27 protein-coding genes are annotated in these 25571 nt (G+C 38.1%); 3 read left to right on the top strand and 24 right to left on the bottom strand.

Annotation, left to right across the window (positions count from 1 at the left end; translation table 11 throughout):
* Window positions 1–3: 3 nt before the first annotated feature.
* The 14 genes from O1Q79_RS01395 to O1Q79_RS01330 all read right to left on the bottom strand — a co-directional run bounded on the left by O1Q79_RS01395 (window position 4) and on the right by O1Q79_RS01330 (window position 10692).
* Window positions 4–342: a hypothetical protein gene (locus O1Q79_RS01395; protein ID WP_386692608.1), complete on the bottom strand. Its 339-nt coding sequence runs from the start codon at window positions 340–342 to the stop codon at window positions 4–6.
* Complete coding sequence (locus O1Q79_RS01390) at window positions 339–1235, bottom strand: helix-turn-helix transcriptional regulator (protein WP_386692607.1); 897 nt, start codon at window positions 1233–1235, stop codon at window positions 339–341. The genes O1Q79_RS01395 and O1Q79_RS01390 overlap by 4 nt, the downstream gene beginning before the upstream one ends.
* A gap of 121 nt (window positions 1236–1356) precedes the next feature.
* Entirely contained in the window at window positions 1357–1518 is a 162-nt protein-coding gene (locus O1Q79_RS01385) for a hypothetical protein (protein ID WP_386692606.1), read from the bottom strand.
* Between the two features lie 363 nt (window positions 1519–1881).
* The gene (dcuC, locus tag O1Q79_RS01380; RefSeq protein ID WP_386692605.1) at window positions 1882–3174 is read right to left on the bottom strand and encodes a C4-dicarboxylate transporter DcuC; all 1293 of its coding nucleotides are present in this window, start codon (window positions 3172–3174) and stop codon (window positions 1882–1884) included.
* A gap of 116 nt (window positions 3175–3290) precedes the next feature.
* Window positions 3291–5375: an AAA family ATPase gene (locus O1Q79_RS01375; protein ID WP_386692604.1), complete on the bottom strand. Its 2085-nt coding sequence runs from the start codon at window positions 5373–5375 to the stop codon at window positions 3291–3293.
* A 157-nt stretch (window positions 5376–5532) separates the two neighbouring features.
* A complete protein-coding gene (locus O1Q79_RS01370; RefSeq protein ID WP_386692602.1) occupies window positions 5533–6291 on the bottom strand; it encodes a PP2C family protein-serine/threonine phosphatase in 759 nt (252 codons plus the stop codon).
* Window positions 6292–6373: 82 nt separating this feature from the next.
* Window positions 6374–6625 carry a hypothetical protein gene (locus O1Q79_RS01365; protein ID WP_386692601.1) on the bottom strand — a complete coding sequence of 84 codons (252 nt, stop codon included), beginning with the start codon at window positions 6623–6625 and terminating at the stop codon, window positions 6374–6376.
* A complete protein-coding gene (locus O1Q79_RS01360) occupies window positions 6625–6870 on the bottom strand; it encodes an opioid growth factor receptor-related protein (protein ID WP_386692600.1) in 246 nt (81 codons plus the stop codon). Before O1Q79_RS01360 ends, O1Q79_RS01365 begins: the two co-directional genes overlap by 1 nt.
* Before the next feature lie 143 nt (window positions 6871–7013).
* Complete coding sequence (locus O1Q79_RS01355; RefSeq protein ID WP_386687136.1) at window positions 7014–7895, bottom strand: hypothetical protein; 882 nt, start codon at window positions 7893–7895, stop codon at window positions 7014–7016.
* A gap of 3 nt (window positions 7896–7898) precedes the next feature.
* A complete protein-coding gene (locus O1Q79_RS01350; RefSeq protein WP_386692599.1) occupies window positions 7899–8543 on the bottom strand; it encodes a hypothetical protein in 645 nt (214 codons plus the stop codon).
* A gap of 141 nt (window positions 8544–8684) precedes the next feature.
* On the bottom strand, window positions 8685–9626 hold the full coding sequence (locus O1Q79_RS01345; protein ID WP_386692598.1) for a helix-turn-helix transcriptional regulator: 942 nt from the start codon (window positions 9624–9626) through the stop codon (window positions 8685–8687).
* A gap of 202 nt (window positions 9627–9828) precedes the next feature.
* Entirely contained in the window at window positions 9829–9957 is a 129-nt protein-coding gene (locus O1Q79_RS01340; protein ID WP_386693318.1) for a hypothetical protein, read from the bottom strand.
* Between the two features lie 66 nt (window positions 9958–10023).
* On the bottom strand, window positions 10024–10185 hold the full coding sequence (locus O1Q79_RS01335) for a hypothetical protein (RefSeq protein WP_386692597.1): 162 nt from the start codon (window positions 10183–10185) through the stop codon (window positions 10024–10026).
* Between the two features lie 249 nt (window positions 10186–10434).
* On the bottom strand, window positions 10435–10692 hold the full coding sequence (locus O1Q79_RS01330; RefSeq protein WP_386692596.1) for a helix-turn-helix domain-containing protein: 258 nt from the start codon (window positions 10690–10692) through the stop codon (window positions 10435–10437).
* 446 nt (window positions 10693–11138) lie between these two features.
* On the opposite strand from O1Q79_RS01330, the gene O1Q79_RS01325 reads away from it, so the two are divergent.
* The gene (locus O1Q79_RS01325; RefSeq protein WP_194965372.1) at window positions 11139–11315 is read left to right on the top strand and encodes a hypothetical protein; all 177 of its coding nucleotides are present in this window, start codon (window positions 11139–11141) and stop codon (window positions 11313–11315) included.
* Window positions 11308–11604 carry a type II toxin-antitoxin system RelE/ParE family toxin gene (locus O1Q79_RS01320; RefSeq protein ID WP_386692595.1) on the top strand — a complete coding sequence of 99 codons (297 nt, stop codon included), beginning with the start codon at window positions 11308–11310 and terminating at the stop codon, window positions 11602–11604. The genes O1Q79_RS01325 and O1Q79_RS01320 overlap by 8 nt, the downstream gene beginning before the upstream one ends.
* A gap of 26 nt (window positions 11605–11630) precedes the next feature.
* On the opposite strand, the gene hrpA is transcribed toward O1Q79_RS01320, so the two are convergent.
* Both hrpA and O1Q79_RS01310 read right to left on the bottom strand, forming a co-directional pair.
* A complete protein-coding gene (gene hrpA, locus O1Q79_RS01315; RefSeq protein WP_386692594.1) occupies window positions 11631–15536 on the bottom strand; it encodes an ATP-dependent RNA helicase HrpA in 3906 nt (1301 codons plus the stop codon).
* 3 nt (window positions 15537–15539) lie between these two features.
* Window positions 15540–15992 (bottom strand): DUF441 domain-containing protein, encoded by a 453-nt coding sequence (locus tag O1Q79_RS01310; RefSeq protein ID WP_386692593.1) that lies wholly within the window; start codon window positions 15990–15992, stop codon window positions 15540–15542.
* A gap of 139 nt (window positions 15993–16131) precedes the next feature.
* Here O1Q79_RS01310 and O1Q79_RS01305 point away from each other — a divergent pair, with 139 nt between their 5' ends.
* Window positions 16132–17061, top strand: a complete 930-nt coding sequence (locus O1Q79_RS01305) for an AEC family transporter (RefSeq protein WP_386692592.1) — start codon at window positions 16132–16134, stop codon at window positions 17059–17061.
* On the opposite strand, the gene O1Q79_RS01300 is transcribed toward O1Q79_RS01305, so the two are convergent.
* The 8 genes from O1Q79_RS01300 to rimI are packed head-to-tail and all read right to left on the bottom strand — an operon-like array spanning window position 17039 to window position 25569.
* Entirely contained in the window at window positions 17039–18616 is a 1578-nt protein-coding gene (locus O1Q79_RS01300; RefSeq protein WP_386692591.1) for a peptide ABC transporter substrate-binding protein, read from the bottom strand. The two genes, O1Q79_RS01305 and O1Q79_RS01300, sit on opposite strands and share 23 nt — an antisense overlap.
* Window positions 18617–18641: 25 nt before the next feature.
* Entirely contained in the window at window positions 18642–19685 is a 1044-nt protein-coding gene (degS, locus tag O1Q79_RS01295) for an outer membrane-stress sensor serine endopeptidase DegS (protein WP_386693317.1), read from the bottom strand.
* A gap of 11 nt (window positions 19686–19696) precedes the next feature.
* Window positions 19697–20818, bottom strand: a complete 1122-nt coding sequence (ribD, locus tag O1Q79_RS01290) for a bifunctional diaminohydroxyphosphoribosylaminopyrimidine deaminase/5-amino-6-(5-phosphoribosylamino)uracil reductase RibD (protein WP_386692590.1) — start codon at window positions 20816–20818, stop codon at window positions 19697–19699.
* On the bottom strand, window positions 20818–21273 hold the full coding sequence (gene nrdR, locus O1Q79_RS01285) for a transcriptional regulator NrdR (RefSeq protein ID WP_386692589.1): 456 nt from the start codon (window positions 21271–21273) through the stop codon (window positions 20818–20820). The genes ribD and nrdR overlap by 1 nt, the downstream gene beginning before the upstream one ends.
* A gap of 56 nt (window positions 21274–21329) precedes the next feature.
* Entirely contained in the window at window positions 21330–21515 is a 186-nt protein-coding gene (locus O1Q79_RS01280) for a YnbE family lipoprotein (RefSeq protein WP_386692587.1), read from the bottom strand.
* Complete coding sequence (locus O1Q79_RS01275) at window positions 21512–24241, bottom strand: YdbH family protein (protein WP_386692586.1); 2730 nt, start codon at window positions 24239–24241, stop codon at window positions 21512–21514. Before O1Q79_RS01275 ends, O1Q79_RS01280 begins: the two co-directional genes overlap by 4 nt.
* Before the next feature lie 5 nt (window positions 24242–24246).
* On the bottom strand, window positions 24247–25056 hold the full coding sequence (locus tag O1Q79_RS01270; protein ID WP_386692584.1) for a hypothetical protein: 810 nt from the start codon (window positions 25054–25056) through the stop codon (window positions 24247–24249).
* Window positions 25057–25116: 60 nt separating this feature from the next.
* Complete coding sequence (gene rimI / locus O1Q79_RS01265; protein ID WP_386692583.1) at window positions 25117–25569, bottom strand: ribosomal protein S18-alanine N-acetyltransferase; 453 nt, start codon at window positions 25567–25569, stop codon at window positions 25117–25119.
* Between the last annotated feature and the right edge of the window lie 2 nt (window positions 25570–25571).

The following is a 25571-nucleotide window of genomic DNA, read 5'->3' as shown; positions in this document are numbered from 1 at the left end:
CCTTTATTTTCTAAATAAGACCTTAACTCTACCATTCGCCAAATCCCTCCCAACCTCATAATCTGGATCATAAGTAAACAGATTATGAACAGCTATGGTCGCTATTGATAAAATACCTAACTTGGTTTTCACCAATCCTGTCAACGCTGACGCAATGCGATTTTGCGTATAAACTCGGCAAGTCAAGCCCCGATTTTCAATCAGGCTTTCCAGCTCGGCACAAAGGGGCAATATATCGCTGAGTTCCACAAAGCAAACTTCAAAACTGGCTCGTTGGTCAATTAAGGTTGGGTATTGTGCAAAACCGTCTTTATAATCAATTTGGGTAACTGGTTTGCTCATTTTTTCTCTCCATTCGGTTTATCCATATAATTTTGCAAATTGGCAAAGATTTTTTCTTGTAATCCTTGTGGGCTGATCACGGTTAAATGCGGAATCCAATATTGCACCACAGGAATCACATCCCATTCATTCACGTTTTCACAAGAAATAATCAGCTCTTTGTCTTTGGTTTGGTGAATAATTTTTTGATTCGGTAATAAATTGCGTCTTAAAAAATACGGAGTGGCAAAGGTGGAAACTTGAATCGTGACTTCCGCTAATTGATTGCCATGGGAAAGACTGTCATTGGTTTTAATTTGTTCAATCAAAGTTTGATTTGGAGTAAAGGTTTCATTAAGCATTTTAAGCAACGATATTTGATTGAAACAAAAGGTTTTTTGTTTGTCATTTTCTGTGCCGATCACATACCAAATGCCGTTTTTATTGGTTAACGCATAAGGGGCGAGTTGGCGGAAACTGCCTGATTTTTCACCGCACTTTGTATAGCAAAAATGAATAAATTTATGTTGTTCAATGGCGGTTCTGATTAAATCAAAATCTTTCTGACGAGTAGAAATATCTTCGTATTCAATGCCTTTCACTTGCACGCTTTCGGTGAGTTTTTCTTGATAAAAATCTTGATCAATTTTCGGAAATAAATCCGCCACACTGGCAAATCGGGCAAAACGTTCGATGTCTTGTTGATTTAAAATGCCGTAATATTGGCGGTTGAGTTTGTAGAGATTATTGCCATTTTCTTCCCATTGGAGAAAATCAAGACGTTTCATATCTCGTTGCAATGTACGTGGATGAACGCCAAATTCTTCAGATAATTTTGTTAAATCAATGCGTTTTCCTTGATTTAATAAAAACAAAATCTGTGCAAGACGGTTGGCAAGTGTTTCGTTTTTCATTTTGTTCCCCCGAAATTAATAACGTGGGAACAGTTTAACAAAGGGGAAATGACAGGTTGTGTCGTGTGGAAAAAAAGATTGAAAAAAGTAGTAAAAAAATGTTTGAAAGAAGAGAAACCGTCTAGGCGTAGAAATAGCCAGACATTCGACATTCGACATTCGACATTCGACATTCGACATTCGACATTCGACATTCGACATTCGACATTCGACATTCGACATTCGACATTCGACATTCGACATTCGACATTCGACATTCTCCAGCAGAATAGCTTACAAACATAACTGGTTGCAAACTATATCATTAAATTTTTATGAAAAAAAGTAGAATGAAATTTTTTTCTTCTTTTTATTTCATAAGTGAATATAAATTTCAATTACTCCTTTCTGATTAATGTTTTCACCGATTAAAATAGGTCGAGTATAAGGTTAAATCTCTCTCAAAAGCTGTTTCATTAACGCCTTATATCATCGGTAATTCAATTCAGCTGGTTTTCCGAAGATCACTTCAGACTATTTTAAGCAAGCTGTGAAATTCATGTCGTTATCAAATAAAATCAGCCTTTTTATTTATTCCTTAAAAAGAGTAAAAAAACACCGCACTTTTGGCTAAAATCACACAAGTGCGGTGCATTTTGATTCAGTTTTACAACATAAACAACGCTAAAAATAAGGTCGCTAAAATCATACCTGGGGCGGTACGTTTCACCATTTCCACTGGGCTAACCATTGCTAATCCCGCACAAACAATGGTTACGCCTGCTATTGGTGAAGCAGTTCGACCAATCGCTCCAGCAATGGCGGCTGCCATACCTAAATTAACATGAGTGTAACCTAGCTCCACGGCGTGCGGTGTCACAGCGGTATTAAAGGCAATCGCAGCGGCATCGCCTGAGCCTGTTACTACACCCATTAAGAATGGACCAATAGTCGCTCCCCAACGCACAAATTCATTGGAATGTTTTAAAAATTCAATGGCGGAATCTACTGCACCAGTGGCTTTTAAACCAGAAACAAATACGCTGGCAGCAATGATAATACCTAGCACATTGGCATAAGAATTACCCATACCATTAAAAAATTCTTCGGTGATTTTTACTGGCGAAATACGTGTCACCACAATGGCATAAATTGCTCCGATCAACATCGCTTGCGGCACGCCCATTTTGGTCCACTCTAAACCAGACACCTGTTGTAATGATGTACCACCAATCACCAAAATGACTAAGGGAACTAACGGAGCAAGGGCATACAATGGATTAACTTTCTCAAAATGTGATTCTGTTTCTTGATTTTCTTGAATATAGGCTTGACGATGTTGCTCACCGTAATCTTTAAACACAATGGCTAAAATCGTCAACACTAAAGCACCAATCGCCCCAGCAATCATGGTATAAGGTGCGTGGGAAAGGTTGACTTCAGTAATCGTCAATCCTGACATTTCACTGATCATTGCAGTATGGGAAGACCCTGGACTCATCATTGAACCGAATGTCCCTGCCAAAATCGCTGCCCCAGCAGTGGCTGGTCGTACACCTGCACTTTTTAACACTGGAATTAACGTTGCCCCCACAGCAGCTGCACAACCTGCGGCAGATGGAATGGCAATATTAATAAAGAACGTAATAATCGTTGCAATCGGAATTAAAAAGAATTTTAAACCGCTTAAAGGTTTCGTGAGTAAATGCACTAAATGGCTATCGCATTGAGTAAATTTCATCACATAAGCAAACCCCATACTTGAACAGATCGCCATAATCAAGCCACCTGATGTCATGGATTTGGCAAACGCATCTAAGGCTTCCATGGGTTTTAAGGTAATAATTGCCATTACCAACCCCACCCCGATTAATACGGTGCGAGTTTCGTATTTTTTGATGAGTAAATAAATCGTGGCGATAATACCTAGAATTGCTATGATAGCGTTGAATTGAGCCATAGTTTTTCCTTATTTTGTTCTAGTCTATAAAAAACAACTGCTATTATGTGCCATAATGAGGCAAATCAAAAGGATAATATTTCAGTTTCTTGATGTATGTCATAAAATGAATAAGACTAAAACCCCATTTTTACCTGACCTTTCACCACGGGCTTTAATTCACACTCTTTCGCCAATGCCATCACCCAATCTTTCCCATTTTCAAATGAAGAAAACTGATGACGGCGAGCTACGGCGGCAAAATCCCCAGCAGTCAAATAATCAATATCGGCTAATCGCATAAAATCTTGTTCATTTAAGACAATCCCGAGATTTTCCGCCTGACATTTCGCCAATTCGCAAACTTGCGTTTGAGTTAAATAATCAAACTTCAATTTGAGATCAAAACGGCGTAGCACCGCAGGATCAAGACTGTCCATTAAATTGGTGGACACTACCAACAAGCCATCAAATTTCTCAATTTGGGTGAGCATTTCATTCACCATTGAGCGTTCCCAACTGCGATCCGCCCCATTTCGGTCAAATAAAAAACTGTCCACTTCATCTAACACCAATAGCATATTATTTTCCTTGGCTTTGTTAAATGCACGGGCGATTTTCTGCTCCGTTCCGCCCACATAAGGATCGAGTAAATCCGAGCCATTGAGTTGCAACAAAGGCAACACCGCTTGCTCAGCTAACCATTTTGCCCATGCTGTTTTACCTGTCCCAGCTGGACCATAACAACAAATTCTCCCCCGTTTATGTTGTTGTAAACCTTGACTAATTTGATGAATATTGTCCGTACAAGCAATAAAATCTAAAGAATAATGCACTGCACTTTGGTTTAACGGCTCAATTTTTTTATAGCCTTGTGCTTGTAACGTTTGATTAAACCAGTTGATTGCCACCTTGCCATCAATTTTATCTTGATGTGCTGCAAGCTGATTCATAATCGTAAAGCCTTTATCAATCAACGCTGGCGAAATCTCATCTTGCACCGCAAAATGATGCACATAATCGGCAGATAATTTATTCCCCACTTTTGCTAAAATCAGCTTTTCTTTATTCTTAATTGGTAAATCAGGCATTTCAAAAATAAAATCAAAACGGCGTAAATAGGCAGGATCAATGCCTTGAATCTGATTCGAAAGCCAAATAATCGGCACCGCATTATTTTCTAATAATTGATTTACCCAAGCTTTGTGAGATTGCGCAATGGATTTTTGAAAAAAACCACCATAAAACACATCTTCCACCTCATCAAAAATAATCATAGCCTGTTGCTCTGCTGTTTCTAATAAACGTTGGGCTAAGCGACAATTATTCAAACGTTCCTCTCCATCAATAATATCGCCATCTTTATCTTCCGCAGTTAAGGTATAGCAAGGTAGTGCAAGTTGTTTAGCGACTAAAGTCGCAAATTCCGTTTTGCCCACACCTGCTTTGCCGTGAATAAAAATATTGATACCACGTTTTTTATTTGCCAAACTTGGTGTTAAATAATCAAAAAGTTGCTGTTTAAATTCATTAATATGTGCAAACTGTTCAAGATTTAATTTTGGTTCAACACTTTCACTTAAACAGCGTGCTAATAATATTTTGTAATCAATTTCAAAATTCGCAAAATCGTGAATATCGACAATATCGTTCCAACGAATAAAATCTTTTACTTCATTACTATAATTGTTGCGAGTTAAAATTCCGTAACTAAACAACTTTGATTTTTTATTTAAAGCGTTTCTTAATTTACCTTTTGGAATAAGTAATACACTGCTCATAATTTCCAAACAATCATTTAAGTTAAGATCATTTTGACGTGATAAATCCAATGCTGAAACCAACCCTTTTTCTAATTCCAAATGCACAGAGAAACGCAGCAAAGCTTGTTCAGTTTCGGAAAGATTAAGTAACGATGTAATAAAATCAATGTTTTTCTCCAACATTTTCCATTCAGCTTCATTATCAGATTCTTGCTGAATTTCCACAAAACGTGCTTTTAATAAACGTTCAGCTGAATATTGCTGTTCATCATTTGTATCAAAAAATGGAATTGCTGCATTCGGTGGAATACCTAATGCATAGGCTAAATGACTATCCGCCCAAGTATTTCGTTCAATAAAAAATCGCCACGCATTGCAATCAAACAAATAGCGTAAAATCATTTTTTGGCTGTAAATTGAAAGGGAACTGCGTTGTAATTGATATTTTGTTTCCATCATAAACTCCTTAGTATTAACATTCTCGCTATAAATAAGCTTAAAGGGAAAATTAAAAGTCGATTTAGGATAATTTTATGAATTGATACGACAAATTGTGTCGCAAAAAAAAGTAATAAAAAGAAAAAGGATCATTACAATCCTTTAGATTGAAAGGAAACTAGGCTTTATACGTCCACGCCACTGCCGAAAAATCATCGCTCCATTTTAAGGTATGTACTTTTTTTGCTTCTTGGCAATACCCCCGTAAACGCTGTTCATTGGTGGTATAACTTCGCCAAATATCAGTCAAGCGTTTAGCTTCAATAAAATCCGTCAAGCCATCGGAACATAATAATAAACTTTCATTCGGCTTAAGCTGATAATCTTGGCTAAAAATTTGAAAATCATCACTTTCAAAATCTGCGATTAAACAATCCGATAACATATAATACATCTCAGCATATTCGCCACTGGGATCAAGATGTTTATTCTCATTTAAATACCAATTTAGCACAGTATGATCATAGCTTAATTGAATAAACTCGCCTTGCTCCGTAATTTTATACACCCGACTATCGCCTACATTCACGATTTTAATTCGCCCATTTTCAAATAATTGTGCGGCGACTAATGTGGTCGCTGAACCGCATTGAAAGGGAAAATCATCACAAAACTGTAAATGCGTTTTCCTTACCCATTGACTATTTAATACATCACAATTTTTAATCTGCTCCATCCAATAACGACTGGCTTTATGAGAATTGGGCGTAGCAGAAACCCCATCCGCCACGGCAATAATCGGATGTGGCTTTTCTACCAACATGGTTTCTGCGTTCTTATTTTTATATTGATACACATCAATGCCATTAAATAACGCATCTTCACAAGGAAATTTATAGTTTGAACGTTGGCAAAAAGTAATTGGATAAGCTGCCATTTAATGTTCCTTTTCTCTATTCAAGCATACATTGATTAACCAGCTTTTATTTCATCTTAAAAGTCAATTTTGAGAAATTTTTTCAGTCTTCAAAAATACCTTGCCAAATTTCTAACGTATCGGGCAATAAATAGCCTTTTTCTTGTCCCAATTTAATCGCTAACTGCTGTAAATTACGAGCCAGTAGTTCTTGTCCTAATAATTTCAGACTACGAATAATACGGCTGATTTTTTTCTGTTGATGTCCAATATTTTTAAGCCAGTAGGATCGTTGTGTTAAGGTTTCCGTGATGGTTAATTCTGTGCCATTTCGCTGTATTTCAAAATACGCCATTATTGCATCAAAGGCTTCAAAAAACGCTGTTGGATCTGTTCATTTTGTTTGAAAAATTCAATTTCATCGGGAGAAAGCAACGGCATTTTTTTGTTCCATTTAGAACGTTCCAACACAGGGAAAAACCACGGAATCCAGAAATAACCTAATTCAATAGCTAACGGCTCAATCGCTAACATTTGTTCAAAGCTAAAATTCATTTCGCTTTTACGTTGGTCTAGGTAAAATTCAATAACAGGGTGCATAATGTTCTCCTTTAATGGGGGAAAGTGCGGTGAAAAATCGCAAAATTTTGTTTTTTCACCGCACTTTGGAATTTCCAACGTAATTTTATTCTTTTTGACGACAAAGTGTGTCGCATAGAAAGGTGGTATAGATTTTATATTTATCACATACACAAGTTTTCCATAGTACCTTCTTGAATGATTTCTGTAATCCAATCCTCTAATTCTGGGAAATATTGGCTATCCATGACAAATTCTTGACCACGATATACAGACTGTAATATAACTTTATCATTACTCGCAGTGTACTCAATCCAACGTTTTGAATTATGATGGGAACTTAAAGCATAATCTAAATTATCAGGTTTAAACCACCTTGGTAAAAGCCACTGGCTTTTTGATCTCCCCTCTGCTGTAAGTTGTAATTTTTCAGAAAAACGAAAAACTCCCGCTCCAAATTCTGAAGATTTGGAATAATTTGATTTATCTTTAGAAATATATACCGTGTTGGTTGATAGATTAGTGCTATTATAATGTGGATGCTGTTTTAAAAAATGATACTGTTGAATGAGATTTTCTTTATTCTTATCAGTAAAATTCAATACATTTTCGATTTCTAACCAACCAAATAAAGAATGAATATCTTTACCACAATATTTCCATTTCCCTTTTACTTCTTCAACGTGTTTAAACCAACCAAAGAATAAAAACACATCATTAGTATTTACCTTATGATTAGATAATATTCCTTGAGCAGCATTTACTTGACCTAAAGATGGTCTCCAATCCTTTGGTCTATTATTAGGATTTCGATTCAAATCAGGATCAAGATGTAAATGTCTTATTCGTGCATCATTACTTAAATTAGGATGTAAATCCAATATCAACTTTTTAATGTCCACACCATCTAAATATAAATCATTTGGACAAACTGAATCTTTTTCAGAATAGATAGGGAAAGATAACATTCTTCCATCTGGTAAAATTGGACTTGGAAATTTCCAATTTCCGCCATCTGCACCTTTTCTTGACAAAATCACTTTCATAATTTACTCCCAATTTTTAGGCTCAAGTGGTAATTTTGGATTACCATAAAATTTAAATTCTTGTAATCCTCTTAATTCTAATTCCTTATTTATAAATTCAATAAATGGTTCTAAATAAGGAATATTAGCTTTCGATTTATGACCTCTATTAGGTATAATTCTATGAAACTTTTCTGGAATTCTCAGATCAATATTTTCACCGTTACCAAAATACATGAATTTTTTACCCAGCAATACATTTTTTCCTTTCTCTACATCAGTATGATAGCAATTAATACCATGACCAGAACGAGATTTTAATGGCTGATGAGAAATACCAAACGACTCAACTTTCCAAATACAATCTCCATTATAATCATTTTCATAACAAGGTATTTTATTCTTGAGAAGTGGATCTGTTTCACATCGAATAATATAATCATGCCAACTTATCACTTCATCAACAATCATAATATACACAATCCTATTGCTATTTTCTCTAGTATCAAATCCAACAATTAAATCTCCAACTTTAGCAGTTCGCCTAATAACAGGCTTACAAATCGCTAATGAGCAATAATATTGATCAAGATTAGGTGCTGTTCCATGATCATAAGCTACTTTGTAAGTATAAAAAGTAGGGTTCATATTTTTATTCAAATTGAACATAAATATCTCCATAAACTAAATATAAAATAAAATGTGCAATATAAAAATCACAAAATTTTTTGTTTTCTCACCGCACTTTGAGATTTCAAAGAGAATGTTATCCATTTACACGACAAACTATGTCGTATCAATGGTTAAATTTCAATTTTTTTCAATATCCCAAATATCATTCCCAAATTTCGCCAGCCACCAATCTAACATTTCGCTGTCCACTACCGTAGCTTGAAAACGATAATGCTGTTCGGATTGTTCTAAAATTTGTTGATCCGCAGACAAGGGCGTTTCGGTTAAATGAAAGCCAGCGTACTGTGCCACGGAAAACCGCAGCTGAATCAGTTTGCCGTTGCCAAAGCCAAAATGGGCATCGTTCACATAATTTTTCAACACAAAATCGGTCGGGCGTTCAAAGAACATGGTAGAAAGCTCCGCAGATTTAATACGATGCAAGGCAAGATGTTTTGGCGTATCATCGTCTTGATAACGCACCACTAAATAGCTACTCGCCCCCTGCTGCACCAAAGCTAACGGCATTATTTTGGCTTGATGAGAACGGTATTGCCCTTGATAATTCACCATCAAATAGCGATTTTCAAATAGTGCGGTGCTAATGGTTTCAAAAATTTTACTGTTCACTTTGGCAGGCAAAAGCGGTTGACTGGTGGGGGCAATGGCAACTTTATTTAGCCATTGTTTTTCTCGCTTTTTATTATCACCATTCAGTTGCGAACGAGCTTGCTCAAAAAAACCTTGCATTGAACGCATAATATTGGCTGGTAACAAGGTTTTAAGCTGTTCTTCGGCAAGGCGTAACACAAGGGCTTGTTGTGGACTTAAGCTAGGAATATTTAAGCCATTGGAATTTTTCTTCCAGCAATAACCATAGGGTTTAGAACGGTCATCCACTTCAATATCAAAATGTTCTGCCAACACTTTAAGCAAGCGTTGAATTGAGCGTTTATCACGTACATAACCCGCATCTGCCAATTTTTGTTGTAATTCTTGACTGTCGATTTTTCTGCTTTTTGGAATATTGCATAATACTTCAATGGCTAACAACGCTGTGTCTAGGCTTTTTTCAGACATATTTTCCTCTAAATTTCGTTAATCATTCACAACGCCATTTTATCCAAAATAGGGGGGGGTTGTCCCCAGCCACTAGACAAATAAATATGCAATGATGTTTACTTACTCTGTCAAGAGTAAGTAAAAAGGAATACATTCCTTTAGTTCAAAGAACACCGCATTTTTCTTAAAGATATAGTGAAATTTACAAGATCAACTTACCCTATTGTTCCACTAACAAATGATACAAATCCACATTGATATAAAAATTCTCTTTGCCAATTTTCACTTTCTGCAAAACACCTAACTGAACCAGCTCATCTAACCGTTTCACTGCCGTGTTGCGGTGAATTTGGCAGTCTTCGGCAACAAAATCAATTTTGGTATAAGGGTGTTTATATAAATTATGAGTTCGTGGCTATAGATTTTCGGTAAATTTGCCCGAATAATTTGGGATCGTTTGCACCGGCCCTTTTAGTTCACCTAATGCCTGATGAGCCTGATTTGTTGCTTTTAATACCGCCTTGGTTTCCACCTCACCTAAAGCAAAAAGATCGGGAATTTGATAGCTGTTTTCCATATTCTTTTTTCTCTTACTAAACATACACACATTTTTCTTATTTCTTGTGTATATCATCCTCACGTACACAAGTTTTTGTGATTTCTTGTGCGTATTAACATAACACACATAAGTTTTCTGCATTTCTTGTGTGCGTTATTTTATCATGCACAAATTTTGCCGTTTTTGTGTATAAACAACCTCACTCGCAACTCGTCAATCACATAGCGAATTTCTAATACACTTTCAGAGTGCAGTAAATTTGAAAAGTTATTGATCACTGAAATGTTGATTTATTTCTTGTAAAACGACCATCGGATCAAGCTCAAGACCTTTACAATAAGCGATAAACTCAAAAACATCTAATCGTCTATCACCCGTTTCCACTTTACCAATAAAGGAATGAATTACTCCCAACTTATCGGCTAATGCTCGTTGTGATAAACCTAATTTTTGCCGTTGTTCTAAAAATAATTGGCGTAACCAACTATGCTCGGCGGAATGAATGGATAATCTTAAATTTCTCATTGCACCTATTCTAGGTTCATAGTAAAATGAACCTGTTTTAGGTGCAAAAATTCAAGAAATTAAATTAAAGGAGAATTTGTTATGTGGCTGTTCGTTTGTCTTTTTGTCTGTTTTGCAGTTGCCCAACCACGTACATTGGGACAAGTTATGATTACATTGATCTTTGCACTCATCCTTTTGGCGTTATGCTCTTCTTAATGAACTATATAGTTAGAAAAAGTGGACCGACCTATTTAATAGTACAAAGTTTTTACTCACTTTTTCTAACCATTTTGTTTGCTATGTCTAAATTTCATTAATCACATTCAACACTCTCTTATCCGAAATCGGCTACTTAGTGCCTAACTGTTTGGCGAATAAACTTGCCCTAATTTTTAACAACTGTTCCATAGTATAATGAAAAGGGATATAATCAGCACTATTGCTAGTTCAAAAGAGATAAATCTATGTTTAAAGAAAAAGGTTATGATGAATTTGTGAGTGAATGCGTTCGCAAAGGGCGTGAAGAAAAACAAGCTGGATTAGGCTTTACTTTGGAGCAAGCAAAAGCCAGTTCCCAACAAGTAATTGAACGTAAATCACAAGAATTAGACGATTTTATTAAAAATGTCGCCTATGCCTAAATTAACTATTCTTCCACAAGCGTTACAACAAATAAATGAAATTCTAGAAAATGTGGTTGAATTTACTGGATTTGATATGAGTGGTATTCGCTTATCTAATGAAATCTATGAAAAAATAGAACGGATTGCTTTTATGCCACTTGCCATAGGGCGTTTGCGAGAAGATGGCTCAAGGGAGTCGTTTGCAAGAAAATATCGCATCGTCTATGATTTTGATGAACAGACAAACAAAGTGGCTATTTTATCTGTTATTCACAGTAGCAGAATATATCCACGCCCTGAAAATTAAATAAAGTATTCCATCATTCGGGGAGCTTATTGCTCCCCAATCACATTCAACACCCTTTTATCCGAAATCGGATACTTCGTCCCTAACTGCTGAGCAAACAAACTCACTCTAAGTTCTTCAATCATATAGCGAATTTCCAACACTTCTGCGGAGTGCGGTTTAGATTTTGGCAGTTTTGCTAACAGCTGATTGTAGGCTTGTTGGCATTGTTCTACTCGCAGCATTGCCGCCCTGTCTCGGTTGGTGTCTTGGGTGAGTTTGTCTAGGCGTTTATCTATGGCTTGGAGATAACGCTGTAAATCGGGCAGTCTGGCATAGCCTGTTTTTTCCACAAAACCTTGATAAATCAAGCCGTTCAATTGGGCTTTAATGTCAGATAGGGCAAAGGCTTGGGTGAAATCCATTTTGCCTTTTAGGCGTTTGTTAATTTCAAAAGTCAACGTTAGCAAGCGTTCTACCTGTTGGGCGATGTCCACGGTAATATCATTGAGATTTTCTCGCACAAAATCTCGCAATTTATCAAAATCCGTTTCGTTCCACACAAAACCGCCAAAATCAGCGATTAGCTTGTCCACACCGCAGGCGATACAGTCGTCAATTAATTCCAGCACTTTGCCGAATGGGGTGAAATAGAGTCCCAGTTTGGATTTGTTGGGTAATTTTTCGTGTAAATATTTGATCGGTGATGGCACGTTGAGCAAAATTAAACGGCGTAACCCCTGCTGCATTGCCACGCTTTGCTCGTATTCGGTTTCAAATAATTTAATCCCCACGGCATCTTTTTCGTCCGTAATAGCAGGAAAGGCTTTGACGGTAAACCCTTGTTTTTTCTGCTCATAACATTGCGGAAGTTGGTCAAAATTCCAAATATGAATCCCCGATTGCTCAATGCCGTCATCTGCCACGGCGGAAATGCTGGCTTGCACCCGATCTTTGAGATCAAATTTAAGCTGATCTAAATTCATACTTTCGGCAATTTTTTTGCCTTTGTCGTCCACCACACGGAAGGTCATTTTTAAGTGCGGTGCAATTTGCTCAAAATTCCATTGCTCAGGTTCAACAGTTACGCCTGTCATTCGGCGAAACTCGTGGCTTAAGGTTTCCGTCAATGGCTTATCAAAATTTGTCACTCGCCCTAAAAACGCTTCGGCATAATTGGGGGCTGGCACGAAATTGCGGCGGAGCGTTTTCGGTAAGGCTTTGATTAAGGCGATAATCAATTCTTGGCGTAAACCAGGGATTTGCCAGTCAAACCCTGTCATTTCAATTTGATTGAGCAACGGCAATGGAATATGCACTGTCACGCCGTCTGCGTCCGTCCCAGGTTCAAATTGATAAGTCAATTTGAGCTTAATATTGCCCTGTTGCCAGAAATTCGGAAAATCCAGTTGGCTCACTTTTTGTGCATCATCATTCATCAAGAACGATTTTTCAAAATTGAGCAAATCAGGATCGTTTTGGCTTGCAGTTTTCCACCAGCTATCAAAATGTTTCTGCGACACCACGTCCGCCCCGATGCGTTCATCGTAAAACTCAAACAAGGTGCGGTCGTCCACCAAAATATCACGGCGGCGAGATTTATGCTCCAGCTCTTCCACTTCACGCACTAATTTTTGGTTGGCAAAAAAGAACTTGTGGCGAGTATTCCAATCCCCCTCCACCAGTGCGGATTGAATAAAAATCGTACGGCAAGTTTGCGGTTCAATTTGGCTAAAATTCACAGGGCGACTTGCCACAATCGGCACGCCATATAGGCTCACTTTTTCATCAGCAATCACCTGCCCACGGGATTTTGACCAACGGGGTTCGGAATAACTGCTTTTACTGAGATGTTTGGCAAGCGGCTCGATCCATTCTGGCTCAATTTCCGCCACCATTCGCCCCCAGAGTTTAGACGTTTCCACTAGCTCCGCTGCCATTACCCATTTCGGCTGTTTTTTAAACAATACCGAATTAGGAAAAATTGCAAAATGGGCATTTCTTGCCCCTAAATATTGGCTTTTTTCATTATCTTTCAAGCCGATATGCGACAGCAAACCGCTTAAAAGTGCGGTGTGAATTTGCGGATATTTTGCCGCTTCCGAATTGATCGGCAAGCCCAATTCTCGCACTTGGGTTCTGATTTGATGATAAATATCCTGCCATTCCCGAATCCGCAAATAATTGAGAAAGTCCTTTTGGCATAAACGGCGAAATTGGTTTTTGGTCAGCTCTTTTTGGTTGGTTTGAATATAATTCCACAGGTTCAGCCACGCCATAAAATCGGATTTTTTATCGGCAAAACGGCGATGTTTGTCATCAGCGGATTGTGGTTTTTCCTGCGGTCGTTCTCGGGGATCTTGAATAGACAGGGCAGATACGATAATCATTAATTCGTGTAAACAACCTTGTTCTACCGCTGTTAAGAGCATTTTGGCAAGGCGGGGATCCACTGGCAACTGGGCGAGCTGTTTACCTTGTTGGGTTAAAAAGCGTTTCTCGCCAAATTTGGTTTTTCGCCATTCAAAGGCTTGCAATTCCTCCAACAATTTAATGCCGTCTTGAATATGGCGTTTATCAGGGGCATCCACAAAAGGAAAAGCATCAATATCGTCCAAGCCCAACGCCGTCATTTGCAAAATCACGCTGGCTAAATTGGTGCGTAAAATTTCAGGATCGGTAAATTCAGGGCGATTGTTGAAGTCCTCTTCTGAATACAGGCGAATACAAATCCCCTCGCTCACCCTGCCACAACGCCCTTTGCGTTGATTGGCGGACGCTTGTGAAATCGGCTCAATGGGTAGGCGTTGCACTTTGGTGCGGTAACTGTAGCGAGAAATGCGAGCGGTACCTGGGTCAATCACATATTTAATCCCTGGCACGGTCAAGGACGTTTCCGCCACGTTAGTTGCCAACACAATACGATTTAAGCCGCTCGGGTGGAAGATTTTATTTTGTTCTTGGGCGGACAGGCGTGCATACAAGGGCAAGATTTCCGTATGGCGAAGATCTTGTTTTTGCAACATTTCCGCCGTATCCCGAATCTCTCGCTCGCCGTTTAAAAAGATCAGAATATCGCCTCTGCCCTCTGCTTGTAGTTCATCTACTGCGTTAGCAATGCCCTGTAATTGATCTTCTTCATCGTTGTCTAACATTGGACGATAACGCACTTCCACTGGATAGGTTCGCCCTGACACTTCTAAAATTGGGGCGTTGTTAAAATGCTTGGAGAAACGTTCCACATCAATAGTCGCTGATGTGATAATGACTTTCAAATCAGGACGGCGTGGCAACAGCTGTTTGAGATAGCCGAGAATAAAATCGTTATTCAGTGAGCGTTCGTGGGCTTCGTCAATAATCAGCGTATCATATTGATTTAAATAGCGATCGGTTTGAATTTCTGCCAACAAAATCCCATCTGTCATCAGCTTAATTTGGGTTTGCTCGCTGATTTGATCGTTAAAACGCACCTTATAACCCACCATACCGCCGAGTTCCGTTTGCAATTCTTCCGCAATACGAGCCGCCACGGAACGAGCCGCAATACGGCGTGGTTGCGTGTGTCCGATCAAGCCTTTTTTGCCTAAACCCAGTTCTAAACACATTTTCGGTAATTGGGTGGTTTTGCCCGATCCCGTTTCGCCTGCAATCACCACTACTTGATTTTCACGAATTAATTGTTGAATTTCCGCTTTGCGTTGGCTGACAGGTAAATTTTCGGCAAAAACGATCGGATTTTTCACCGCACTTTTACGTTGATTTAAACGTTCTTGTGCCTGTTGAATTTGGCTTTGAATTTCAGCCGCCACGGCTTGTTGGCTTTGTTCATTTTTAATTTGACCTATGCCTTTAATGCGAGCGGCAATTTTCCGTTCGTCAAGGATCATAACGTCCTTGAGTTGGTGAAATAAGGTTTTTTGCAACGGATTTAACGGGATTCTGTTTGGTTTCATGATTTATTTTACCCCAATTAATAGAGATAAAATCCCTGCTGCAATCAAGGGACCAACGGGAATACCACCGAGAAAAGCCACGCCTAGCACGGTGCCGATCAATAAGCCAGTGAGTAGAATTGGTTGGGTTCCCATCAGGCTCACGCCTCGTCCACCGAGCCATGCTACCAATGTCCCCACTGCCAATGCCACTAACATTTTCCAATCTAACAGGGATTTTATATCGGGTAATTGAATTTTACCTGACACCAGCGGACTGAGTACGCCGATAGTTAAAATGATAATTCCGATGGTTAAGCCGTTTTTTTCTACAAAGGGAATATATTTGCTCAAAAAGGTTTGTTGCATTAACAGTAATACGGCGGCGGAAATGGTGATCGAGCTGTTGTGGCTGAGTACGCCGAGTAAAATAAGCACCACCAATAAAAGAGCGATAGCATTAAATTGTAATGACATAGTGAATCCTTGAAAGTGCGGTCTTTTTTTGAAAAATTTCCATTATTATAACAAATTCTCCCTTTTGCCTCGCTTTTTTATTTCCATTTCTGCCAAAAATCGGTACTATGAAATCCTACTCATTCAACGGGAACGCACTATGGACATTGCCTTAATTCTAGCCAGTAAAATCACCGAACTGACCCTTATTGTGCTGTTAGGTTACGGTTTAGTGAAGTCAAAATTATTGCAACCCAAAGATACCTTTCCGCTCTCTGTTGTAGGGGTGTATATCATTAGCCCAGCGGTGATGCTCAAAGCGTTCCAAATTGATTATAGTCCCGAATTATTGCGTGGCTTACTACTTTCTGTTTCCATGGCAATTCTATTGCATATTATCTTAATTATCATGGGGATTATTCTCAAAAAAATATTTAAACTAGATGGTGTGGAGCATGCGGCTGCCATTTATTCCAACTCGGGTAATTTGATTATTCCGTTGGTAATGTCTATGTTTGGTGAAGAATGGGTGATTTATGCCACCTGTTTTATTGTGGTGCAAACGGTGTTATTTTGGACGCATTGTCGTGGTCTGATCTGCGGTGAAAAGTCTTTCTCCCTGAAAAGAATTGTGAAGAATATCAATATTTGGTCAATTATTGTGGGCGCAACCTTGTTTGCTTTTCAGATTAAATTGCCAACTATTGTAGTGGGAACCTTGTCATCAGTGGGCTCTTTTATTGGACCCAATGCCATGTTAATTGCCGGTATGTTAATTGCTGGCATTCCGCTACGCAGTATTTTATCGTCAAAACGAATTTATTTAGTCACCTTTTTACGCCTTATTTTGGTGCCGCTTTGTTTAATGTTAGTGATTAAATTCGGCCATTTTGCCAGCTTGGCGGAACATGGGGAAACCATTGCGTTAATCAGTTTCTTAGCCACCATTAGTCCAGCTGCGGCAACGGTGACGCAAATTGCTGTATTACATGGTAAAGATGCGCAAAAATCCAGTGCGATTTATGGGGTAACTACCATGTTATGCGTAATAACGATGCCGTTAATTATTACTTTGTATCAGTTGATTTAGGCAAGTTTAAGCGATAAAGATCTTTGCTATATATCACGCCTGTTGGATTAGTGACATTATAACCTGCCACATTGGGAACAATGCTCACCGGCGTAGCATATTGAAAAATCGGCATCATCACATATTCTTGTTGAGTACGTTCAATAATTTGCTGATAAAGTGCGGTGCGTTTTTGTGCAGAAATATCAGGAGATAGGGTTTGTGCTAATAACTGATCAATTTCAGGATCAGAAAATCCCATTTTATTATCCGCGCTTTGGGAATGTAACATAGATAAAAAAGCGGACGGATCATTATAATCCGCACACCAACCCGAACGGATAATTTGAAAATCCCCTTTCACTCGTTTTTCTAATAAGGTTTGATAAGACACCGGTTCAGCTTGTACTCGAATTAAATCCGACTGCGACCAACCACGAATTAAATGTTCTGCAATTTGTTGATGTAACCCATGGTTATCATAAGTTAAACGTAACTTCAGTGGGTTTTGTTCAGTAATGCCGGCTTGTTGTAATTTCTGTTCCACCAGCGTCGGTTCAAAATCTCGTTGCTGTTCAAATTGCATGTTATTTGGCAAATAATTGTTCCCATTTGGCATAATAAAGGGGTATTGGGACACAATATTACTTGGAATCATTGAAATTAACGCACTTCGTACCGCTTTTTGTTTTAATATTGGATAGCGGAAATTAAATTCATAAAAATAAGTACAAAGTTGTGGGAAGTAGTTGATATTATCCGATTTATGTTTAACATTCTGAATAATATCAATAGGTTGACTAGGCTGTTGCACATCAATTTTTTGATAAATTACTTTGCTAAAAGCTCGGCTATGGTTATTTGAATAATACGGGTTTTGACTTAGTTGAATGCGATCTGCCGTTTGTTCAACCACCCTATAAGCACCATTGGTAATAAACGCTTTTTTTTGTTCTAGGGTTGCTTGATAGCTCGGTAACAAAGCAATATGCACTAACATTTTAGGTAAATAAGGCGTTGATTTATCTAGTTGAATTTGTAAGCTATACTCATCTAAGGCTTGTACACCAAGCTGTTGCACCGGCATACTTTGCTCAATCACTTGCTTAGCATTTTGCATATTCATATAGAGCAAAAATTCTTTCTGCGGATTATCCGACAAGGCTAAATTCTGCCAACTTCGGACAAAATCCTGTGCTGTTACATTTTCACCATTTGACCATTTGGCATTTTGACGTAAATGAAAAATCCATGTTTTTTGATCCACACTTTCCCAACTTTCTGCGATACCTGCGATAATATTGCCCAGCGGATCGTAAATCACCAAACCTTCAAATAAATCTCGTAATAAAGCGCTTTGTTCAGGTTGCTGAATTTCTGCTGGTTGTAAAATAAAAGGATCATAAACACCACGAATTAAAACATCAGCTTGATAGCCAGATGATTGCTCTGGTATGGCTGATGGCGAAGTCGGTTGAAGCTGTGTTGAATTTGATTTATTCGGCTCACAAGCAGAAAGGCAAATTAAGCTAAAAATTGCCGTTATAGATAATTTGCTGAATTTTATCCTATTCATCTGTTTTGCCTTATTGCTAAATATGTTAATTCACCGGATATTCTTCAATAGTCACCGGTAATTCAAAAATTCGCCCTAAACGAGAAATCATCACCTTAACCTGTGTATTAGGTTTTGTGTTGCTAATCACTTGCATAATTTGCTCCGGTGAATTTGCCACCATATCATTAAATTTCAACATCACATCACCCGCTTGAATACCCGCCTTGGCAGCCGGACCGTTAGGTACCACATTTTCAATTAAAATCCCACTGCTGCTTGCATCACTTTGTCCGTTGCTAAATAAAATATTACTTTGCACCCCAAAATAACCGCGGATCACTCGACCATCACGGATGATTTTTTTCATCACATCATTGGCAATTTCAATGGGAATGGCAAAACTAAGTCCTTCGGCAATTTCAGTCGCATCTTTGCCAATACTTAACGTACTAATTCCCACTAATTCGCCCAAGGAATTAATCAATGCGCCACCAGAATTACCTCGGTTAATCGATGCATCAGTCTGAATAAAATTCTGTCTCCCTACGGTTTCACCAATCGCATTCCGTCCCGTGGCACTGATAATGCCTTGCGAGACACTTTGCCCTAAATTATAAGGATTGCCAATTGCCAAAGCCACATCACCCACATGAACCTGACGTTTTGGATTTTGTGGGATAGTCGATAAATTATCCGCTCGAATTTTTAATACCGCAAGATCAGTCAAGTTATCCGAACCAATCAGATTGGCTTCAAATATTTGTCCATTTTGTAAAGCTACGATAATTTGATCCGCACTTTGAATCACGTGTTTATTAGTGAGGATATAACCGTCTTTGCTCATAATCACACCAGACCCTAGATTATTGGTAGAAACGGTTCCAGTATCTAAACTAGAATTACTGGTAAAAGTTCGGTTATAGACATTCACCACTGCCGGTGATGCAATTCGCACAGCATCTTTGAAACTGCTCACTTCACTGATTAATTTTAATCCACTCCCACCAGTAAATTTAGGAATTACAAACAAAATCAGACCAGCACAAATTAAACCGATTAACGCTGATTGTAATAATTTTTTTATCATCATTGCTTTTCCTATGCTTTTCTACGGTAAATGGCTTTGAGATCATCACCGAGTTGTTCAACAGATTGTAATTGCCATTGTGGAGCTTGCGAGAGTTGATGCAGATTAGGTAACTTACACAACCCCTTAGCCTGATCACCTAATAATTTAGGAGCAATATAAACAATCAATTCATTAACTAACTTCTGTTCAATTAATGTACCGGCTAAAGTCGCACCACTCTCCACCCACAGATTATTAACTTGGCGCTTTGCCAGTTCTTGCATTAAGGTAAAAAGTGCGGTCTGATTTTCGATGGTTTTTAACTGAATGTGTTGGCAAAAATCAGGATAATCTGATAAATCACGTGCTTTATCACTAACTAGCCAAACCGGTGAATCGGTCTTAAAAAGTTGATGGGTTGGTAAAACTCGATGTTGGCAATCCACAATAATACGAATCGGTTGCCGTAGATTTTCAATAGCATATTGTTGCTGAATATCAGTGGGTAACTGTTGCCAACGTACATTTAAACTAGGATCATCAGCTAAAACAGTGGATGATGTAGATAAAATAGCGGATGCTTTGGCGCGTTCTTGTTGTACATCGGATCGCGCTAATTCGCCCGTAATCCATTTACTTTCACCACTCGCCATGGCAGTACGACCATCTAAACTCATTGCCAGTTTTAACTGTACAAAAGGCAGACCTGTTCGCATTCGGTGTAAAAAGCCCTTATTCAACACTTCCGCTTTTTCTTGCAATAATCCCACCACAGTTTCAATGCCCACATCCTGCAACATTTGCAAACCACGCCCTGCTACTTGTGGATTAGGATCCAACATCGCCGCAATCACTTTACTCACACCAGCTTCAATTAGCCCTTTGGCACAAGGTGGCGTACGACCATAATGGGAACAAGGCTCCAATGTGACATAAGCAGTGGCGTCTTTGGCGTGTTCACCAGCTTGACGTAACGCCATTACTTCAGCATGGGGTTCGCCCGCTTTAAAATGAAAACCTTGTCCAATAATTTGTCCCTGTTTCACTAATACGCAACCTACCGACGGATTGGGTGATGTGGTAAAACGTCCCTGCGCCGCTAAATCTAACGCCAGTTGCATAAATTCTTGATCTTGTGGGCTAAATGTCATTAGGCTAAATCCTTGATTTTATCAATTTCCTTGGAAAATTCGTTAATATCTTCAAAACTCAAATAGACTGATGCAAAACGAATATATGCGACTTTATCAAGCTGTTTTAATTCATCCATCACTAAATTTCCCACTAATTTACTGGGTACCTCACGCTCACCTGTGGCTTGTAGTTGGTGAATAATATGACTTATTGCTTTTTCAATATCATCTTCGCTAACAGGACGCTTGCCAACAGCATGTTGAATACTATAACGGAGTTTACGTTCATCAAAAGGCTCTCGAGAACCATCGGTCTTGATGATTCGTGGGATAATCAATTCAGCAGTTTCAAAGGTAGTGAAACGCTCGTGACATAGTGTACATTCACGACGGCGACGAACTTGATAACCTTCAGCAACCAAACGGCTATCAATGACTTTGGTTTCTTCTGCGGAACAAAATGGACAGTGCATAATAATTTCCTTGTGAATTTCCCTTTAGTTTAACAAAATTTTGCTGTCAATAGGGCCTATTTTTCCAACACTTGTTTAGTTTTATCGTCCATTTCTACATTAATTTTATGATCTACTACCACATTCATATTGATCGTGATCCCTTCTTTCGGCGTTTCTAGTTGCACGGTTGGCGTACAAGCGGTGAGCCCAAATAAGGTGATTAGCATAAACTGCGGTGTAAATTTAATTATTTTTCTCATTTTGTCAGTTTTTGATAAAAGTCATATTTCAAATTCTGTTCAAATGCTGAACCATAGTTAAGCATATCCCATAATTCATACACATTTTCTTGATGATTATAATTCAACGTAATTGGATTTTTATGCTTCTTGGTTGGATTATACCCCATTATATGGGAAGATAATATTAACAATCCATTTGGCTCAAGATTCACCGTGGCAGTTAAATTTTGCAAATTCATTTCACTGACTACATCTGCCAAAATCCCTTCGGTAAGCCCACCTGATTTTAACCCTTTGATCAATTCCGAACCCAATTTTAAATTCACATCTTGATGCTCAGTTTTAGTAATTTCACCATGACAAATAATACAACGGGCATTTTCTAACCAAAATGGGAAAATGGCATTCACTCGCCCCGTTAAACCGACTTGCGTATATTCTGCCATGGCTAATGCCTGAGATAAGTCAATATTATGCAATTGCACATTCGCGATTTTCTGTTGTGGTAAGGCAAATTTATTAATGCTCACATCTCCCCCCAACAAATCTAATTTAAGTTCGCTTAAGATCAAAGGTCGCTTTTTAGTATAAGGGTAATAACCTTGTACTTTTACACGTAAATTTTCTGCCACCAATACGCCAGATTTTAAATGCTTTACCGAGACCTGAACTGGATTGTTCACCAACTCGACGGTGCCATTGATATAGCGATAAGGTAAGGCAAATTCAATACCTTTCAATTCACCATCTGGAAAAGCAATTTCTCCTTGTCGAATAGAAAAGTGTCCCCCCATTTGTAAACCACGTTCCGAGCTGACATCAAAAGATGTTTGTCCTTTAATCGTACCATTAATAATCGCCCATTCCCAATGGTGTGGAAACAATGGCTGGAATACCTTAGCAGATTGTTCCAACCAATAAACGCGTCCCACTAATTCGTCATGACGATAATGGGCGAATAATTTTATTGGTCCTAATCCACCGGCTGTCATATCCCCAGCCAAATTCACATCTTTAATATCCGTCCCATTAATAGCGAGATTCAAAATAGGCTGTACAAAATGTCCACCATAATCTAAACGAACTTCAGGGATTTTAGCTTGCAACAATCCTTGTAGTTGTTTTTCTTCATAATCCCACCAAATGATTTCTTTTAGTCCAAGCTCAATTTTCGGTACATACATACCCGACCGATGAAATTGTGCTATATTTGCATTCAACTGATGAATCTCCACTTTATCGGCTTGCCATGCGCCTTTTCCATTTACCTTAAGGGTACTTTTTAAGGCTTTAACCGTGGCTTTTCCTTTAAAATTCCATTTCCACCAGTTAGTATCACGCCCTTTTAAAGTAATACCATTACGTTGAAAATTATGCGTTCGTAAGGAAAATAAAGATGTTACCCCCGCCACAAATTGATTTGCTTCACCATCTAAATGTAAATCAATATCGGAAAATTGAGCGGTATCTCCTTGTAAAAATGCTTGTAAACGTCCACCGACTCCATATTTTCCAATAACCACATCAGCTAATGGTAGTCGCACATTCATATTGGCATTCAGCTCTTTCCAATTCACACGTAAGGTGGATTTTTCTTTAAATAAGGCAAACAGATCATTTTTATCACCACGCACATCAAACACCGCATCGACATAAGCAATAGATTGATCATATTTAATGTTACCATGTGCTTCCAATGGTATATTTATTTTTTCTTTGGTAATGGAACCATTTGTGCCATAAATCACGATATTACCTTTACCCGCTTCTCCCGCAGAAAATAGGCTCAAACGCATATCTATATCAAGAGGCAACCAATTTTCAGTAGATTTTCGCAAAGTTAAATTTAACGCCCCTTGCAAAGGTTGTTGTAAAACATCAATATCCCAATAAAAACGACTTTTTTCAATTTGTAATTGATTCTGCTCAAATTTAAACGGTATATTTAAAATCTGTTGTTGATGCTCAAGATCCTGCAAACTCAACGTACCTTGTTGATCTTGCCATTGAAAAGTTAAATCTGCTTGTTTTATCGGTAAATCATCACGCTGCCAGTGTAAATCTAGTTTTCCCTGTGTTGGTAAATCTAATATATGTTGTGCTAAGGCTAGCTGAAAATTTAATTGATGTTGCTGTTCAGCTTGGGGTTGATAGATTAAATCGCCAGTTAATTGCTGATTTTTTACTATAGCATTCAGTTTAACAAGATCCTGATTGCCTTCTTTACCGTTCGCTTGTAAGCTAAGTTGCTGATCTTGATAAATCAATTTCGCCGATAATTGACTTTGTAATAATTGCTGCACAGCTGATGCTGCTATGCTGTCTGTATTAATGACTTGTAAATCCGCAATGTCTAGCTCCATGTTTGGCACATTAGCTAAAAGTGCGGTTAAATTTAGCTGACTTTTTGGTGCTTCATCGGATGTAGGGAATTGCATGAGACAAGCATAATCCACAATCGCTTTGTCTGCACGCAAAGATCGGGAATACCACCATTGAGCCTGTACATTTTCTAATTGCACTAAAGTACAAGAAGACGGTTGATTGAGCTTCACAAGCAATGAACTCAAATTCACCTTTGTCGTTGAAACTTGTGTGTTTTCGGCAATTTGAATAGAAATTTCTTGTCCTAAAAAATAATTCACCAATCGCTCAATATGATGAGGTGAAATAATTAATATGGTAACAATCCCTAACATACTGATAAACAGCAGTAATGAGAAAGCAAGAAATTTCTTAACCATATAGATTAGCTAACGTAAGAAAAAATAGACCAAATCGGTAAAAATAAGGCGATAAACAATAAAACAACTAGGGTTTGGTAACGCAATTTTATTTTTCTAATAATATGCAGCGCTAAAATAGCCATTAAAACCAAATGGGAAATAAAATAAACCAAAAGAGCAAAATAATTTGTAAAAAGCACCGCACTTTGGCTGGTAGTAATGGACATAAAAATTAGCACGCTAATGATATTCAACAATAATAAGACTGACATCGCAAAGGGTAATAACGCAATAAACGCTTGCAAGCGGTTACGAGAAATCAGCAAAGCAAAATTTGCTAATATCACGCCAATAAACAGTTGAGCGAGTGGGCTATAAATAATAGCGTTAGATATGGGTTGAGTAAAAATTAACAATAGATAAATCGCAATGCCGATCAGCCCTATAATAATCCCCCCAAATAGACGTTTATTACGTAATGTTTCATCTCCTTTAGGTTGCTTTAACGCCACAATTGTCATGATTAACCCACAAGCTGACATAGCTAATATTGCAACTTGATGCGTGCCAAATAAACCAATAATACCTGAACATAACCAATAAATCGCAAACGAACTTTGGCTAGCTATTAAACGCCCACGTTGTCCGGGGCAGATTTCCCCTTTTATAAAAATCACAAGGCAAAGTAATTGCGCTGTTAAAAAAGCGCATGAAAAATAAGTTATCTCAACTTGCTGTTGTAAGAATATAGCGTAACACTCAATAATTACCGGCAATAATACTGGAATAGATGATAAAAGTACGGTTTGTTTTAAGGTAGTTTCTTCAGACATATTATGTTTCAGATCAGTTAATTTTTCATTCTGTGATTATACTGACTTTATCAAGCCAAATCAAAAAGCGAGATAAGCTGCCATTACAATAGCATTTTCACGTTTTCCATCAAGAGTAGGGTAATAATTTTTACGCACACAAACGGTATTAAAGCCACATTGTTCATATAATTTTTGGGCTTTTTGATTGCTTTCTCGTACTTCTAACCACAGTGTTTTTATGCCTTTTTGTTGCAACTGTTGAAGTAAATGATTAAGCAAGATGGAACCGAGTTTTTTTCCCTGAAATTTAGGATCAATAGCAATATTAAACAACGTCGCTTCATCGATCACGATTTGGCTAATGGCAAAACCAACAATTTGATGATTGAGTAAAATCTTTAGATTATGATAACGATCGCCCTGATTATTTTTTAACGTTCCCAATGACCAAGGTATAAGATGTGCATCTTGTTCAATTGCAAATAGACGATCAAAATCCTGCGGCGCAATAAATTCAATTTGAATATCCATAA

This window comes from Lonepinella sp. MS14434, assembly GCF_042468235.1.
Lineage (GTDB): Bacteria > Pseudomonadota > Gammaproteobacteria > Enterobacterales > Pasteurellaceae > Lonepinella.
The sequence above is the reverse complement of the archived record's forward strand: the minus strand, read 5'-3'. Positions and strand labels throughout refer to the sequence as shown.